At 40.4% G+C, this 16,593-nt stretch carries 12 protein-coding genes and 1 tRNA gene; 1 reads left to right on the top strand and 12 read right to left on the bottom strand.

What is annotated here, in order from left to right:
* Positions 1 to 16 precede the first annotated feature (16 nt).
* The 11 genes from HMPREF2810_RS04090 to HMPREF2810_RS04035 form a co-directional block, all read right to left on the bottom strand.
* Positions 17 to 1,570, bottom strand: a complete 1,554-nt coding sequence (locus HMPREF2810_RS04090) for a hydantoinase/oxoprolinase N-terminal domain-containing protein (protein ID WP_002358944.1) — start codon at positions 1,568 to 1,570, stop codon at positions 17 to 19.
* Positions 1,571 to 2,665 (bottom strand): DUF917 domain-containing protein, encoded by a 1,095-nt coding sequence (locus tag HMPREF2810_RS04085; RefSeq protein WP_002354727.1) that lies wholly within the window; start codon positions 2,663 to 2,665, stop codon positions 1,571 to 1,573.
* A gap of 19 nt (positions 2,666 to 2,684) precedes the next feature.
* Positions 2,685 to 3,959 (bottom strand): cytosine permease, encoded by a 1,275-nt coding sequence (locus HMPREF2810_RS04080; RefSeq protein WP_002358943.1) that lies wholly within the window; start codon positions 3,957 to 3,959, stop codon positions 2,685 to 2,687.
* Between the two features lie 287 nt (positions 3,960 to 4,246).
* Positions 4,247 to 5,809, bottom strand: coding sequence for a PucR family transcriptional regulator (locus tag HMPREF2810_RS04070; protein ID WP_002383145.1), 1,563 nt, complete (start codon positions 5,807 to 5,809; stop codon positions 4,247 to 4,249).
* Between the two features lie 23 nt (positions 5,810 to 5,832).
* Positions 5,833 to 7,080: a peptidase U32 family protein gene (locus HMPREF2810_RS04065; RefSeq protein WP_002368523.1), complete on the bottom strand. Its 1,248-nt coding sequence runs from the start codon at positions 7,078 to 7,080 to the stop codon at positions 5,833 to 5,835.
* A 27-nt stretch (positions 7,081 to 7,107) separates the two neighbouring features.
* Positions 7,108 to 8,028: a peptidase U32 family protein gene (locus tag HMPREF2810_RS04060; protein WP_002354722.1), complete on the bottom strand. Its 921-nt coding sequence runs from the start codon at positions 8,026 to 8,028 to the stop codon at positions 7,108 to 7,110.
* Positions 8,029 to 8,208: 180 nt separating this feature from the next.
* Positions 8,209 to 9,243 carry an FUSC family protein gene (locus HMPREF2810_RS04055; protein ID WP_002354721.1) on the bottom strand — a complete coding sequence of 345 codons (1,035 nt, stop codon included), beginning with the start codon at positions 9,241 to 9,243 and terminating at the stop codon, positions 8,209 to 8,211.
* Positions 9,244 to 9,460: 217 nt separating this feature from the next.
* Positions 9,461 to 11,956, bottom strand: a complete 2,496-nt coding sequence (locus tag HMPREF2810_RS04050; RefSeq protein WP_048942207.1) for an ATP-dependent Clp protease ATP-binding subunit — start codon at positions 11,954 to 11,956, stop codon at positions 9,461 to 9,463.
* 2 nt (positions 11,957 to 11,958) lie between these two features.
* Entirely contained in the window at positions 11,959 to 12,426 is a 468-nt protein-coding gene (locus HMPREF2810_RS04045; protein WP_002354715.1) for a CtsR family transcriptional regulator, read from the bottom strand.
* Positions 12,427 to 12,834: 408 nt separating this feature from the next.
* Positions 12,835 to 14,064 carry an aminotransferase class I/II-fold pyridoxal phosphate-dependent enzyme gene (locus HMPREF2810_RS04040; protein ID WP_002416015.1) on the bottom strand — a complete coding sequence of 410 codons (1,230 nt, stop codon included), beginning with the start codon at positions 14,062 to 14,064 and terminating at the stop codon, positions 12,835 to 12,837.
* Positions 14,042 to 15,349: a PTS sugar transporter subunit IIC gene (locus tag HMPREF2810_RS04035; protein ID WP_010715490.1), complete on the bottom strand. Its 1,308-nt coding sequence runs from the start codon at positions 15,347 to 15,349 to the stop codon at positions 14,042 to 14,044. Before HMPREF2810_RS04035 ends, HMPREF2810_RS04040 begins: the two co-directional genes overlap by 23 nt.
* Before the next feature lie 145 nt (positions 15,350 to 15,494).
* Between HMPREF2810_RS04035 and HMPREF2810_RS04030 the strand changes: the two genes are divergently transcribed.
* Positions 15,495 to 16,352 (top strand): MurR/RpiR family transcriptional regulator, encoded by an 858-nt coding sequence (locus tag HMPREF2810_RS04030; protein WP_002354705.1) that lies wholly within the window; start codon positions 15,495 to 15,497, stop codon positions 16,350 to 16,352.
* A gap of 45 nt (positions 16,353 to 16,397) precedes the next feature.
* Here the strand turns inward: HMPREF2810_RS04030 and HMPREF2810_RS04025 are convergent.
* A tRNA-Pro gene (locus HMPREF2810_RS04025) sits at positions 16,398 to 16,471 on the bottom strand.
* Positions 16,472 to 16,593: the final 122 nt, after the last annotated feature.

The raw sequence follows: 16,593 nt of genomic DNA, 5'->3' as shown, positions 1-16,593 counted from the left end.
GAGGATTTCCTTTCTTTTAGTACATGTTCCCAACCACTTTTACTCGTAAGCGTGTTGCATTTTCTGGATGATAGGCGAGTGGTGTTTCTTCCACCTCGACTAACTCGATTGTGCCAGGAACTGCACCCGCAAGTTCAGCTTGTTGGACGGCTTTTTCTTGGGCATCGGCCAACGCCGCGTCTCGTTGGATTTTTGAATAGACATAAATTTGTTCGTATTGTCCGCTAATCTGAGCGATAGAGGCACCGATGGCATTCGCCACTGCCCCGTTTTCGTTGCGAATTAGCGCTTTAACACCTGTCAATTCTTCGGGGATGATAATACTTCCACCACCAACTAAAACGACCGTCACGTCTGCAGAACTGGTTTTCATGCGATCAATCGCTTCACTGACCAATTCGCCAATTTTTTGGTACACTTTTTCCGCAAACGTTTGGTCTAAATGAGCCACTTTGCTAGGATCACCGACTTGGGCATGGCCTAAGCGAACCGCAATATCAGTGGTCGTTAATTGTGTGCCGCCAAAAACAAGGGCCTCTTGTGTAATACGGTAGCCGACACTGTCGGGGCCAACTGTCACAGAACCATCTGGTTGTTCACGCACTAGACTGCCGCCGCCGACACCGATTGACACGATATCTGGCATTCTAAAATTGGTCCGTACTCCGCCAACATCAACGGCCAGTGAAGATTCTCTTGGAAAGCCATCCACTAACACGCCAATGTCTGACGTTGTGCCACCAACATCTAAAACAACCGCATCTTTCAAACCAGCTAAGTAAGAAGCGCCACGAATACTATTTGTTGGTCCACAAGCAATGGTTAAAATAGGAAACTGTTTGGCATACGTTAACGACATTAACGTACCATCATTTTGACATAAGTACACTTGGGCGTGATGAATTTTTTCTTGTTCTAAGGCTTGTTCAAAGCCTTCGCTGGTCACTTTAATTACTTTGTGCAACGCAGCATTCAAAATTGTCGCATTTTCCCGTTCAATTAAACCGACAGACCCAATCATTGAGGAGCAAGATACAGGAACATCTGCCCCTAACACTTCCTTCGCAAGCGCTTGAACAAACAATTCTTGGTCATTTTTTAAAGAAGAAAAAACGCCAATTACTGCGATTGCCTCTACTTCTCCTCGCCAAGAGGCCAAAATCCCACGTAATTCTTCTTCGTCCAGTGCAGTCAATGGTTGTCCATCATATTCGTAGCCACCATGTGCTAAAGCATACGTTTCTGAAAGAGTAGCCACTAAGTCCTTGGGCCAAGCTGTGTAAGGCAAGACCGAAGCGGTTGCTGGATAGCCCAAACGAAGGACCCCAACTTTTGCTAATTTTTTTCGTTCAACAATGGCATTCGTACATTGGGTCGTGCCCAACATTGCATGTGTGACTTTGGTTGGGTCCACTGCTGATTCTGCCAAGACTTTATTTAAGGCACCGGCAATCCCTGTTTGAATATCATCGGTTGTTGGAACTTTCACTGAATGAATCAAGTTTAATTGATGATCTAAAATAACAGCATCTGTATTTGTGCCGCCGACATCGATACCGATTTTATACATTTATTTGTCCTCCTTCGCTACTAAGTTTTCTAGTGGTTGATAATCCATTTCGTAGCCGAAATACCGAGGACCCACTGTTTCGATACCTTTTTTCGTTCGCCAAGCGGCATTCGCTTTCAAGCCCATTACTTGGACACGTTTGCCGTATTTCAAGCTTTCTGTTGTCACAGGCGTTAAAGTTTCCAAATCTACCATACAAATCAAATCAGGCGTCATCGCAATCACCTGGCCATCTTTCTCGGCAATTAAATTTTCATTTTGAAAATGGACAACTGCTTCTGAACCAGCATCACTGTTTAAGCCACTCAATTTGACACGTCCCAAATTGAAGCCACCTTTTACTTCTCGTTCTACATCTAGAATTTTTCCTTGGAACAATTCAAAGCCATCCGTAACTTCTACTAATGCTTGGCGTTTTTCTTGTTCATCTGCATAGGTACCTCGAATCACTTTGCCAATTTCTTCTGATAATGTCACGATGTTGTGAATACCATAGTCTTGTAATTGTTTGCCTGTCGCGGGATAAATGCTCACTAAAGCACTGGCGCCCATTTCAACCGTTTGAACACGAGCAAGACGTTCTGTCCAAGTATTATCAATCGTTTCCATAATGCCAATATTTCCTTTTTCATCGGTAATTGCCATAGGGGTCGCTGACATCCCATTCAAATGGAACGTTACCATAGGCAATTCTGGAAAGGCCCGACCCATACCATCACAATCCACCAAGGGAATGCCTAGCTTCGCTGCAACAACAATTGGAATCATTGAATTGACGCCCCCTGCTTCCATTGGAAAGGTCCCCGCAATCGTTTCTTGGTCTAAATATTTTCCTAACTTCTCAAAGACACGGACAAATTCGTCGCCTTTGGGAAATTTTTCAATTGCGACAGATGGGGCACCCATCATTGCGGCGGGTAGGAAAAAATCCTCCGCGGCAATTTCTTCTGGAGAAACCAGTTTGACAGGTCCGTTTTCTTCGATGGCGGACAAAGCCATCATTTTACCAATGTAGGGATCACCGCCACCTCCTGTCCCTAAAAAAGCTGCTCCTGTGGCTATATTCTCAATTGCTTCTGCATCTAAATAACGCATTCTCCGACACTCCTCTTCTTCATTCCATTTCTAATGATTCGGTGTTCGTCTGTTGACGTTTTGCACCGAAATAATAAATAACAAACGATAAAACAATGCCAATTAGCGGTTGGTTAGGCAATTGAGGGGCATTGGGAAAGAAACTCATAATCACCGGAATGCCCCCCACTGCAGCACCAATTAGCCATGAAAAAACACCTAATTTATTCACGCCAGGCGTTGGCTGCCATTTGGTTCGATCGCCTTTGTTAATCAACCAATAGGCAGCAATCATTACACCAGCCACTGGTGGAACCATCGCAGAAAGGACGGACATAATCGGCGTAAAGTAATTTAAAATCCCCACAACTGCTAATAAGGTCCCAATGGCGCCGGCCGCACCGACAGCGACTTTTTCTTTTTCTTTTGGAATATCAAAGACATTAATCAAGGCCAGTCCGCCAGAAAAAGCATTCACGGCATTCGTGGTCCAAGTTGCTAAAATTAGCGCAATAATTCCTAAAACTGGAAAACCGAGATTCATAAAAACTTCCGTGATATCTGCGGTGTTCGAAGCAATGGTCAAGACCGCACCAACGCCAATCATCAACAAGCCTGTCGGTAAAATCCCTAAGGTGGCCGCTTTAACCACATCTTTACGAGAAGAAACATATTGAGAGTAATCTCCAGCAATTACTGCACCTAATGCAAAAGAACCGACAGTCATTGAAAGACCTGACATAAAGCTTCCTGCTGTTTGAGGGGTATATTGACTAACAGCTTCCCAACCGTTGTTTCTTAACGAAGCCACCAAGCCATAAAGACAAACCAGAACTAACACAGGAACCGCAAAATAATTCAGAATTTTCAATATTTTTATGCCATAAAGAGCCGAAATAAGCATGATAACTCCCCAGATTAAGGAAGAAAGCGACACAGGTAAATCAATGCCGTAAATTTTTAAAAAGTTTGTGAAGGCGCCACCGCTGACATTGGCTTGCAAACCAAACCAACCTAAGCAAGCAATCGCTAGAATAATGGAAATAATCTTTTGCGAACCTTGAATGCCAAACACTTGAGAAGCGACTTTGACAGAAGGTTCTTGTAAGTCGGAACTTTGAATTCCTTGTAAAATCATTAAAATAACAATAATACCGTAACCAATAAATCCTGTTAACAAAGCTTCCCATAAAGGCATACCTGCAACTAACGTTCCTCCAATAATTAATCCTGGCACGCTAATCATTGCGCCCGCCCAAACAAATGCTAAGCTAAGCCACGATTGTTGTTGCTCGTTTTTTAATTTCATTCTCATTCCTCCTTAATTATTTTTTCAATTATAACGAAAAATCAGTCATAGGTCTTTTTCAAATTGAAAAAAATATCAAGGAAGTTTTGGCTTAAAATAAAAAGCAGACAAGAGCCTGGGACAAAAATCACTTTGGATTTTTGTCCCAGGCTTAAAAATTGATAAACGGCGGAAACAGAAGCAACTCCTTCGGAAATAAGCCGAAATTCTCCAAAAATTAAAGAACAATTTTCGGAAATTCCTTCTTATTCCTCGGAGTTAAACACTTCTGCCCCGACCTCTGTCTGCTTTTTTCATTCATTCGTGACCAAGCGATATAAGATCATCGCCAAATAGACTTCATAGGCTTCGGCGGCGTTGGTCATATCATAGCCGAGCGCTTCATTAATTTTACTGATACGATATTTGACCGTATTTTTATGAACAAATAGGCGTTCTCCGCATTCTTTAAAATCACTACTTGCATCTAGTAAAAACGTCCCTAATGTCATTAACTGTTCTGATTCTTTTAAGAGAGGTTGGATAACTGCTAAGCGTTGTTGGATTGCTTCTTCTCCTGCTTGGAGACACGTCATCATTTGTTGAACTGTACGAATTTCCGCGATTGATAACACTTTTCTTTGTGGATAGACACGCTTTAAAAACGGCGCGACTTGATTAACAGTTTGGTAGCTGACACGCACTTCAGTCGTGTTACGAACTTTCGGACAAAGGATGATTTCACCTAAATAGACCTGATAGTCTGTGGCTTGCAAGTATTCTTTACTAATCGTGGCTTCAGGCTGTTTGTGTAAATAATTACCTAAGAGAACAATCAGGTAATTTTCTGTTTGCTGGACAATCGTTGTTTGGTAATAGTAACGTAGGAAATCTTTCAAATCTTGCTGAATAGCGTGGATTTCTTGTCCTTGTTGCCAAATAGGCAAAAGCCACATCGTTTCGACAGAAGAAATATCAATCATTAATTTTTTGGCTAATTGGTACATCTTATCACTTTCATCGTTAATGATTGCTTGGACTAAGGCATACTCACTGACTTCGTCATAGTTTTTCCCCCATAAATTCAGAGCCATCTGAACGACTTCCACCGCTTGATTCATCTCAAAAGAGGTTAACTGCTCTTCTTCTCGAATGAAGTAAAGCTTCAATGTTTGTCCATCTTTCTGAGGAAGTTTTTGCGAGGTAATGAAGTAGGTCGTTTCTCCCAACGCTACTTTCTCTTGTGATTGATAAAGTAACTTGGTTAAGGGTAATTTCGTGCTTCGCGGCCAATTGATGGTGCTGATGATTTCATTGGTATAGGTGGTTAACGCAATGTTGACTTTTAAAAAATCGGATAGGATTTTCAAGGTCATTTCCACACTGCGGTTTTGTTCAGGCAAAAGGGAAACTTTTTCCAAGAGGTCCGTTGCAAAAGAAGTCATTTTATTTTTATTGACTAACAATTTCATGACTTCATAAATGACTTCGTTATAGCGTAATGTGGGATCGTTTTTAGGCATTTGGATTAAAATAAAACCTAAAGAATCCGCTAATTGAATCACTTCCTCTGCAACTTTCGGTACGATAATCCCGACGTAGTACAAGATTAGGCCTACCTCGCCTAATTCATGTAGATGCCGAATCGTTTCGCATTGCTTCACCACATCATGACGAATGGCACAAAATGAACCAATCAAAATTTCACCAGCATGGTATTCATTTGTTTTGTGAAGTTTTTCCGAAAACAAAGACATATCAGAGACTTCTAAAAAAGAAAGAGAAGCAACAGATGTGTCCAATTGGTTTTTACCAGAAAGTACCGTTGCTTCTCGCAAAGACGGTAATTTTAATAAATCATTCACACGGACACTCATATTTACTCCTCCTTTTGGCTGGTTTATTTTTTCTTACGAATCATATCGCCGACTGCAACAGGTTGCGTCACTTCCATTGTTAATAACATCATGGGATTAGGTGCCCGATCGATCGCTTCACCGTCTTCATTATACATCTCTTTGACGGTTTGGTGGAAATGGGTAAACCCGGGACCATAAAATTCAATTTCATCGCCGACACTGAAAAGGTTCCGTTGACGAATTGTCGCGACTTGCGTCTTTTCGTTGTACGCAATCACTTCGCCAACAAATTTATATTGTGGAATTTTACGACGTTCGCCGAATAATTGTTCATTTTCACTTGGTGTATTGTAATAAAAACCAGTTGCTAACTCACGTTGTGCTACTTTCCATAATTCATCAATCCACTCTTGTTGGCAGACATAGTTTTCAGGATCTTCCATGTAAGAATCGACGGCTTTTTTATACACATTAGCGACTGTCGAAACATAGTGAATGGATTTCATACGGCCTTCAATTTTAAAACTATCGACACCATTTTCAATTAACTCTGGAATATGTTCAATCATAGACATATCTACGGCGCTCATTGAAAACTCTTCTTCAACTTCCCCTTCACTGGTTTTGCTCCGACGTTCTGTCCCAAAAGGCATATCAAATAACTCGTATTTCCAACGACAAGATTGAGAGCAACCGCCACGATTGGCATCCCGCATCGACATATGGTTGGATAAAGTACAACGACCTGAATAAGAAATACACATTGCTCCATGAATAAAGGCTTCAATTTCAATGTCCGTATTTTCACGAATCGCTGCAACTTCCTCCATTGAAACTTCGCGCGCTAAAACCACACGTTCTAAGCCTTCATTTTTCCAAAATTCTAATGTTTCATAGTTGGTTGCTGAAGCTTGTGTCGATAAATGGATGGGTAAACCTGGTGCTTCTGTCGCACAAATTTCGATTAAAGCTGGATCGGAAACAATCACAGCTGAAATTCCGATGTCTCGCAATTCTCTGAAAAACGCTCCTGCCCCTTCCTGGTTTCCTTCATGAGTGACCATATTGGCAGCAACATAAACTTTCGCATTATGTTCGCGGGCAAAGGCTACGCCTTCCGCCATTTCTTCTGGCGTGAAATTTCCTGCGCGGCTACGCAGACCGTAGGCATTCCCTCCGATATAAACGGCATCGGCACCGTAACGAATTGCGACTTTTAGTTTTTCTAGCGTCCCGGCTGGAGCCAACACCTCGGGACGCTTCAATGTTCGTTCTGTCATTACTTTCATGTTCTTCTTCCCCTTAAATGAATCAATTTATTTTATTGCGTCGGCACTTAAATCAAAGAAACCATTGTCTAAGCCACGACCTGTTGGATGTAATTTTTCAATTTCAGCTGTTGCATGAGCTGCTTGATCTTCTGACCAAGTTCCCGCTTCAAGTGCTGCTTTCGCTTCAGCAAATAAGCGAGCAATCGCGACAAAATTTTCACCTGGCGTGTAAAGGCCATCGAGCTTCCATGTGCGATAGTGATGGTCATACAAGTTTGTTAACTCATTCATCAAGTTCACATCGTTATTGGCAAAAATATGCGTACCATGACTATCTTCATAAATGGAATAGTGGGTTTCTGGTTTTTTGGGTTCAGAAATAAACAGCCCTTCGTCTTTCGTAACCCCTTTGTCGTTCTTTGTGTAATTGTAGTAATTTTGAATTAATGGGCGTTTCGATTGATGAATACACGTCGCCCCATAGACAAGAATTTCAGCTGGAACTGCTAAGTTTTCTTCCATTGCTACCATTTCTTCAAAAGGTACTTCCCGAGCTAGAACAGCTCCGATGGCTCCTCGTTTACTCCAAAAATTGATTTGACGTGAGCTCGTTACTAAGGTTTCACCATCATAAACGTAAGGAATTTCTAATCCATCTCGTTGCATAATAAACACAATACCTGGATCACCCAAAGTAATTTTATCGACGTTGATTTCTTTTAAAAATGTCAGATACTCTGGGACTAATTTCATTTTTTCAGGGTGCATAATGCCATTTACTGCAACTAGCACTTGTTTGCCCATTTCATGTGCACGTTTCACAATCTCGCGTTGTTCATCTCGTGTAAAAGATACGGGCAAACGCAACCCGAATGTTTCTTCTCCAATATATAATGTATCCACACCTGTTGCGAGTAATTCTACAGCCTGCTCAACAGATTCTGCAGTTGCAATCAGTTCAATCATAAATATAGCCTCCTTCTTTATGACCGTTTAATAGTATCATACGTTCACAAACTTTAAAAGAGCTTATCTGTATTAAACGTACATTTTTTCACAATGTTTCCGAAAAAAATTTTGGTAGAGAAGCACCATCCGCTTACCTACCAAATGTTCTTTTTTAATTACTGATCATCTGTTCTTTGGTCACTCATTCAAGTGGTATTTTCGTTCATAAAACGTTACTACAACGGTGAATAACCACGCTGCCGCTAAGCCTAACAAGCTGCCTAAAACAATCCCCAAAAAGCGGAATTGAATCAACGTTATCACGTACTGCTGACGAACGAGCAATGACAGCATCAGAGCCATAGGCGTTGTGAAAAATTGCGCCAATCCATAATTACGACGAATAAAATACTCAACGGTCACAAATAAGATTGTAATCACGACAATCGATTCAAAAGTTGTCAAAGCTAAATTAAGCAGAAAAGCGGAAATAACCAATCCAATCGTTGTGCCAAAAATTCGCTGAATATTTCGCTGCTTAATCGCACGTAAATTGTCTCCTTGTAAAATGGATGCACAGGAAACGACTAACCAATACGGATTCTGTAAATGTAAACTTTCGCTGATATATACAGCAAAAAATAAGACAAAGCTATAATATATGCTATCTAATGGCGCTTCTGGATGCCGATAAATTCGTTCCCGTAATGATCGCTTAGCTAGCGGGGCACTGATTTCCTTCTCTGTAAAATGCAACACTAGTGCAAACAAAATGGAAAAGCCAATGCCTAATAACATACAGCCACTCATGAACGGAATTTTTGCTAACGGAATGCTCGTACTGGCACCCATCGCTGTCACCATCACACCAAAGAAGGCTCCTGGTTTTGAAATATCGTAAACTTCAAAGAAAAAGCGGCCACCAAAACCGACCAGTGCAACAACAATGGGAATGAGCCATGCAATATGGGTCGATAACATGCCTAACAAATTTCCTAAAAAAAGGTAACTACCGACCACAGATAAACGAGTCATTAACTGTTTTAATGGTAGCGGCTGATAATATAAAAAAGTAAAAATACCTAACGAGCCAAAGCTTGAAATCAATAATTGATGATTGATATAGCCCAAAAAAAGAATGCTGAACATAACCAAGCCAGCAAACACTAGTCGAAAAGGATTATCCTTTGGACGTTGATAATGTAGTAATTCTCGAAAAAAAGATTGTTCCATTCCATCACCCCTCCTTATTAACGTAGCACAGAAAAATCAATCTGGCAATTCTCAAAAAGAAATCGCCACTGGAAAATAGAAAAAGGAGCGTGGAGCAAAAATCACTTTGGATTTTTGCTCCACGCTCAAAAACTGATACACGGCGAGAACAGAAGCAACCCCTTCGGCTTATTTCTCGGAGTTAAACACTTCTGTCCCGACCTCCTTTGCATCTCATCTATACAGTTTGTAATTCTTTCGCTTCTGTCTTTGGTGCTTTTGGTGCCCGCACATTTAACGTAATTTTGCCTTTGCTAGCACCTAAGGTTACTTTATCCCCTAACTGAATTTGACCGGAAAGAAGGGCTTCACTTAAACGATCTTCCACTTCTTTTTGCAAGGCCCGACGAATTGGACGTGCGCCATATTCTGGATCAAACCCAACTTTACCAATAACTTCAATTGCAGCTGGTGTGATTTTCACTTTAACCTCTTGTTCGGCCATCCGTTTCACGACAGATTGACTCATAATTTTCACGATTTCATGAATTTCCTCTTGTTTCAAGGAATGGAAGACAACCGTTTCGTCAATTCGGTTTAAGAACTCTGGACGGAAAGCTTTTTTCAATTCTTCCATGATTCGTTTTTGCATTAATTCATGATTTTTAGAAATGTCTTTCACATTGAAGCCGACATGTTTTTCTTCACGAATCGCTGTTGCCCCTAAGTTGGAGGTCATGATTAAAATCGTGTTACGGAAATCGACTTTTCGTCCTTTGGCATCCGTTAAATGGCCATCATCTAAGACTTGTAATAAAATATTAAAGACATCTGGATGGGCTTTTTCTACTTCATCTAGCAAAATAACGGAATAAGGACGTTGACGAATTTTTTCAGTTAGTTGGCCGCCTTCTTCGTAGCCGACATAACCTGGAGGAGAACCGATTAAACGGCTAGTACTGTATTTTTCCATAAACTCAGACATATCCACGCGAATCAACGCTTCTTCGCTGCCAAACATCGCTTCGGCTAAGGCTTTGGCAAGTTCTGTTTTCCCAACCCCTGTTGGTCCTAAGAACATGAAGGAACCAATCGGTCTTGCTGGGTCTTTCAAGCCACTACGCGCACGACGGATAGCGCGTGAAACAGCTTCAACTGCTTCATTTTGGCCAACGACCCGTTGATGTAAAATGGTTTCTAATTCCATCAATCGTTCGCTTTCTTTCTTCTCTAGCTGCTGCAAAGGAACGCCTGTCCATTGTGAAACGACTCCAGCCACGTCTTCTTCTGTTACTTGTGTACTGTAACCAGACAGACTTTTTTCTTTCACTGCAATCAATTCTTCTAGTTTTTCCATCACTTGTTTTTCTTTTTGACGAATCCGAGCAGCACTTTCAAATGATTGATTTTGAATGGCCTCTTCTTTTTCCGTAATTAATTGAGAAATTTCGGTACGCAATTCATTAATTTCTGAAGGTTGATCTGCCTTATCTAAACGAACTTTTGCTGCAGATTCGTCCATTAAATCAATTGCTTTATCTGGTAATTGGCGGTCATTTAAATAGCGAATCGACAATTGAACCGCCGCATGTAGAGCTTCATCTGTAATTTCTACGCCATGATGTTTTTCATAGCGTGAACGCAAGCCTTTTAGAATTTCTTCTGCTTCTTCTGGCGTTGGTTCTCCTACTTGAATACGGGCAAAACGACGTTCCAAAGCGGCATCTTTTTCAATATATTTTTGGTATTCATCCAGAGTTGTCGCACCAATGGTTTGCAACTCACCACGTGCTAAAGCAGGTTTTAAAATATTTGAAGCATCGATCGCCCCTTCTGCACCGCCAGCACCGATCAAGGTATGCAATTCGTCGATAAATAAAATGACTTGTCCATCTTGATAGATTTCATCGACAACTTTTTTCAAGCGATCTTCGAACTCACCTCGATATTTGGTTCCAGCAACCAAGGCACCCATGTCTAGCATCATTAAACGTTTGCCTTGCATATCTTCAGGGACTTCCCGGTTGACAATTTTCTGAGCTAAGCCTTCTGCTATCGCTGTTTTCCCAACACCTGGTTCACCGACTAGGACAGGATTGTTTTTGGTACGGCGACTCAAAATTTGGATCAAACGACGAACTTCGGTCCCGCGACCAACTACTGGATCCAAGCTTTGTTCTCGTGCTAACTTGGTTAAATCCCTCGCTAAAGAATCCAATGTTGGCGTCCCTTGTGGCGCATTTTTATTTTGACCATTCCGACGACGTTGTGCACCATTGGGTTCGGAAACGCCCATTTTTTTCAATAATAATTGACGCATTTTGGATAGACTTAATCCTAAATTCACTAAAATTCTAGACGCTAAAATTTCTTCGTCTCTTAACAAGCCTAATAATAAATGCTCGGTACCAATCTTTTGAGCCCCTAAGCGCTTCGCTTCATCTCCCGCATAGGCAAAGATTTGTTTGGCTCTTGGTGAATAAGGTAAGTATAAGTTGTTATTCCCCATTGGACTTTGCATGGTGCCATAGCCACTTAAATGCTCAATTTCTTCACGGATGTCTTCTGTGTCAGTATTCAATTGTCGTAATGTTTTTCCGGCAATCCCATTCGGTTCTAAAACGAGTGCTAATAATAAATGCTCAGAACCGACGGATTGATGACGAAAATACTTCGCTTCTTCTTGGGCAATCGCCAGTACGGCTTTCGCACTTTCTGTAAATAGTTCATCCATAGTTATTCCTCCTCATAGCTCAAGCGCTCTAAAAATGAACGCATTATTTGAGCTCTTAGAAAATCTTCGTGATTCCCCAGGCCATTCAATGTGCTTTTACTTAAAGCAGCTAGCATTAAATTGCCTTCCTTTTTCGTAATCACTTCTTCTTCATACAATGTTTGAATAAATGTTAGCGCATCTTTTTCTGTTAAGGTTGCGCCAATCAATTGATCCATTTGTTTTAGTAATTGATCGTTATCTGAAATTTGTACTTTGACAATGCGAATATAGCCGCCTCCACCACGTTTACTTTCAACTGCGTAGCCTCGTTGGATGGTAAAACGTGTATTAATTACATAGTTAATTTGTGAAGGAACGCAATTAAATAAATTAGCCATTTCCGCCCGACGGATTTCAATTTTATTACTTTCTTCTAAAATCTTTTTTAAATAAGCCTCGATTAAATCTGACGTATTTTGATTACTCATAGTCTTCCATCCTTCTTCTCTCTTGACTAATATTGACCATTATTATATCGAACTTTGCCTATTAAATAAAGAGGAACGCTTTGACTTTAATAAAAAAATGCAAAACAGGAGGAGCAACCTCAGTCAAACTGACTTAAGTTCCCCTCCTAAAATTGAAAATATGTTATTGAATCACAGAGGCTGAGACAAAAGTGTTTAGCTCCAAGAACCAAGTAGGTACTGTTCAACATCTATTTGCTTTGCAAATAGTGTTTCTCAGCAATAAGAAGGAATTTCCGAAAATTGTCATAAAACACAACGAAGTACGAGTTGATGTTGCATGATACCTACCTGGTGTTCTATAATTTTTGGAGAATTTCGGCTTATTTCCGAAGGAGTTGCTTTTGTTCAGCTGATTATCTTAATGTCTCACAAAAACGATTCTTCGCCGTAGGCTTGATCCAAGGCTTGTTGAATATCTTCGATAATAGATGTTGGCTCTTCCAAACCAACGTACATGCGAATGTGCGCTGGCGACAAACCTCTTTTCTGAACAGCCGCCAAGTTATTGCCTTTGAATACAGGCAAGGCCAAACTTTCAAAACCACCCCAACTGACCCCAATTGTGACCAACGTCAATGCATTCACAAATGTTTTCAAACGTTCAAAATCGGTATCTTTTAAATCAATCGCAAACAATGAGCCATAACCTGTTAAATATTTTTCTGCTAACGCTTGTTGTTGTTGATTTCCTACAAAAGGATGATATAAGCGACTGATTCGCGGATCTTTTTGCAAAGCCGACAGTACCGTTTGGATGGCTTGAGACTGATGCGCCAACCGAACAGGCATGGTACGAATACCACGTAACGCTAACCAAGAATTGAAGGGACTATTGACTGCGCCTAATGCTTGATGACCATGTTCAAAAATTTGATCTACAAGCGCTGCTTTGCCAATGACAGCCCCTGCTACAATATCCGAATGACCACCAATATATTTGGAACAAGAATGAATCACCAGGTCCACATTATGGCATAAAGGATGCTGAAATAACGGTGACGCCCACGTGTTATCAATGACAGTGTATGCGCCGATTTTTTGTGCTAACGCAGTTATTTTTTCTAAATCTAGCAGTTCAAACTTTTGTGAGGACGGACTTTCAAAGTAAATGACTTTGGTGTTTTCCTGAACAAATTGAAAAAGTTCTTCTGTTTCTGTAACGTCTACTTTGGTCAAGGATACGCCAAATTTCTCTAAATATTGCACAAACGAAACAGATTCTCCATAAATTGTATTGACCATTAAAACATGATCGCCTTGTTGGAGCAACGTAAACAGCGTTGCCGAAATAGCGCCCATTCCTGAGGCAAAAACTTTACATTTTTCTCCACGTTCCAAACGAGCAATTTTTTTCTCTAAAATTTCTGTTGTGGGGTTGGTGCCACGTGTGTAAACATAATTATTTTTTTCATCTATACTCGCTGCCATAAATTCTTCGTAAGTTGGAAAATAAAAGGAAGAGGTTTGAACCAACTCGGGCACCATCGGATGATACATTTTTTCCATTCCTTTTTCCACTTCACAGCAAATATTTTCATCATTCTCAACATGCATTTCCTTCACTCCTCTTTCTCTACAATGTTTCTGGTACTTCATGGGCTTCTTCTTTTTGATATTGTCGATCTAAGGCTTTTACAAATGGATAATAAATAACGACACTAGCCGCAACAGCTAAAACTTGCGTCACTGCACCTTGCCATTTTCCCACTAAAAAACCCGAAAACAGAAAGGGCGTAGCCCATGGTGCTTGAATGTTTGTAAACATTGACATGAACCCAATTTTCATTGACAGAAAGGCAATCAAGACAGATACAATCGGCGCGACCGCAATCGGAATCAATAATAAAGGGTTAAAAATAACTGGGAGTCCAAAAATCAAGGGTTCATTAATATTGAAAAATGCTGGAACAAACGAAATTTTCGACATGGCTTTCATTCTAGACGAATGTCCGACGATGGCCATTGCAATAGCCAAGCCAATCGTACAACCAGCGCCTCCAATTGTAGCAAATTGATCGAGCATTTGGACCGTGCCAAAGTTTCCATTTTGAGCAGTTAATTGTCCTAATTCCGCTAAGCTTTGGTTTTTGTCTGCATTCGCATATAAAATAGGATATAGCATGGAATTGATGACAGTTGGATGAATCCCAAACCACCAGAACAATCCATTTAAGCCAGCCACAATAATAATTGCAAAAGGGGTTCCGATTAAACCTTGCAGTGGCGCTTGAATCACCGCATAAATTAATTGCGGGAAGGAATCCGCAAACGAAAGCCCAATCCCATTAATCAATAAAGCCACCGCTACCACAAAAATCCCAGGAATCAATGCACTAAAAGCTTGGCTCACCATAGAAGGCACGCTGTCAGGCATTTTGATGACTAATTTTTTCTTAATACAGAAACGAGTCAACTCAACCGAAAGAATTGACATAATAATGGCCGTAATCACCCCTTGCGTTCCTAACCAATCAAACGATAAAACTTTCGTCACAACTTCGCCTGATTCAGTGGTCACCGTTTTCGGTAAAACGACTACGTAAGCAACAATTCCTAAAATTAATGAAGTTAAACGGTCCATTTCGTAACTTTCCGCCAATTTATAGGACATCGTCCCAGCAAAAATAATTCCCATCATATTGAAAGTTGCTCGATAAGCTGGTGAAATCATATCCGCCCAACCTGCACCGAAAATTCTAGCCATAAAATCGCCATACCCTGCTACTGGAAAATCTGTAATCAACATAAAAATCGACCCAATAATTGTTAACGGCATAATTGCAAAAAAACCATTTCTTAAGGCTTGAAAATAACGTAAACTTGTAATCCTTGAAACTTTAGGCACTACGGTTTGCTCCACCCAGTTTGTTAACTTATCCATTTCACTTCTCTCCTTAATCCTTTGTGATATCCTCATCATAAAGAAACCGATTTCTGATGTAAATACGACTAACTGATTCTGTAACTATGTTTCATAATTCATACGCTTAAGGTATACTGAAAGCGAAACAAAGTACCACAGAGAGGTGAACCCATTGAATCTAATCGAATGTTTAGAACAAAAAGAACGCTATACATATAACGAAGGGCTAATTATTGATTTTATTTTATCTCATACTGAACGAGTCCTGCATATGTCGATTTATGAACTAGCAGAAGCCACCAACTCTTCAACTTCCACGATTGTTCGTTTGTGTAAAAAAACAGAAACTAGCGGTTTCAAAGAATTTAAAATCCGCTTGTCCCGCGACTTAGAAATTCACTACCAAGCAATCCGGAATGTTGATGCGAATATGCCTTTTTTAGCGCAAGATTCTGATTTACTAATTGCCAAGAAAATTGCGCAGTTAACGACCGAAACTGTTCAATCCACTCAACAGTTATTAACCGAGGCCATGTTAAATAAAAGCATTGATTTACTTTTAACCGCTGAAAATATTTTAGCTGTGGGTGTCAGTAACTCCTACATTCGCTTAACGGATTTTCAAACAAAGTTATTACGCATTCAGCTATTTATCCATTTAATCCCTTATCAAGCTGAACAATTTTATTTAGCCATCAATGCCACCAAAAATGACGTAGCCATCCTCGTCTCTTACAGTGGTAACACTGCAGAAATCGTTAATGAAGCACGGATTTTTGCAGAAGGAGGCACCCCGATTATTGCCATTACTTCAGACTTGAACAGCCAATTAGCTAAATACGCTACAGTGATTTTGCCCATTCCTAACGTTGAACATGCAGATTTCAAAGTCTCGACTTTTTCCTCTCAACTAGCCATCGAATATATTCTCAATGTCCTTTATTCCTGTATTTTTAGTCGCAATTTCGATAAGAATTACACATCACAAAAAAATACACCTACTTCGATACTTAAATTTTAAACAAAACAAAAAAACAGTACTGATGATCAGTACTGTTTTTCACAATCGGGAAGACAGGATTCGAACCTGCGACCCCTTGGTCCCAAACCAAGTGCTCTACCAAGCTGAGCTACTTCCCGGGCTATGAAGTTAAAGTAATAAAAAAAGACTATCGAATTAAAAAGAAACTCACGTACACCTTTTTAAAACTTAGTCAATCACTCAACTATGCACCCAAAGGGAGTCGAACCCCTAACCTTTT

The organism is Enterococcus sp. HMSC078F03 (assembly GCF_001811595.1).
Lineage (GTDB): Bacteria > Bacillota > Bacilli > Lactobacillales > Enterococcaceae > Enterococcus > Enterococcus faecalis.
The sequence above is the reverse complement of the archived record's forward strand: the minus strand, read 5'-3'. Positions and strand labels throughout refer to the sequence as shown.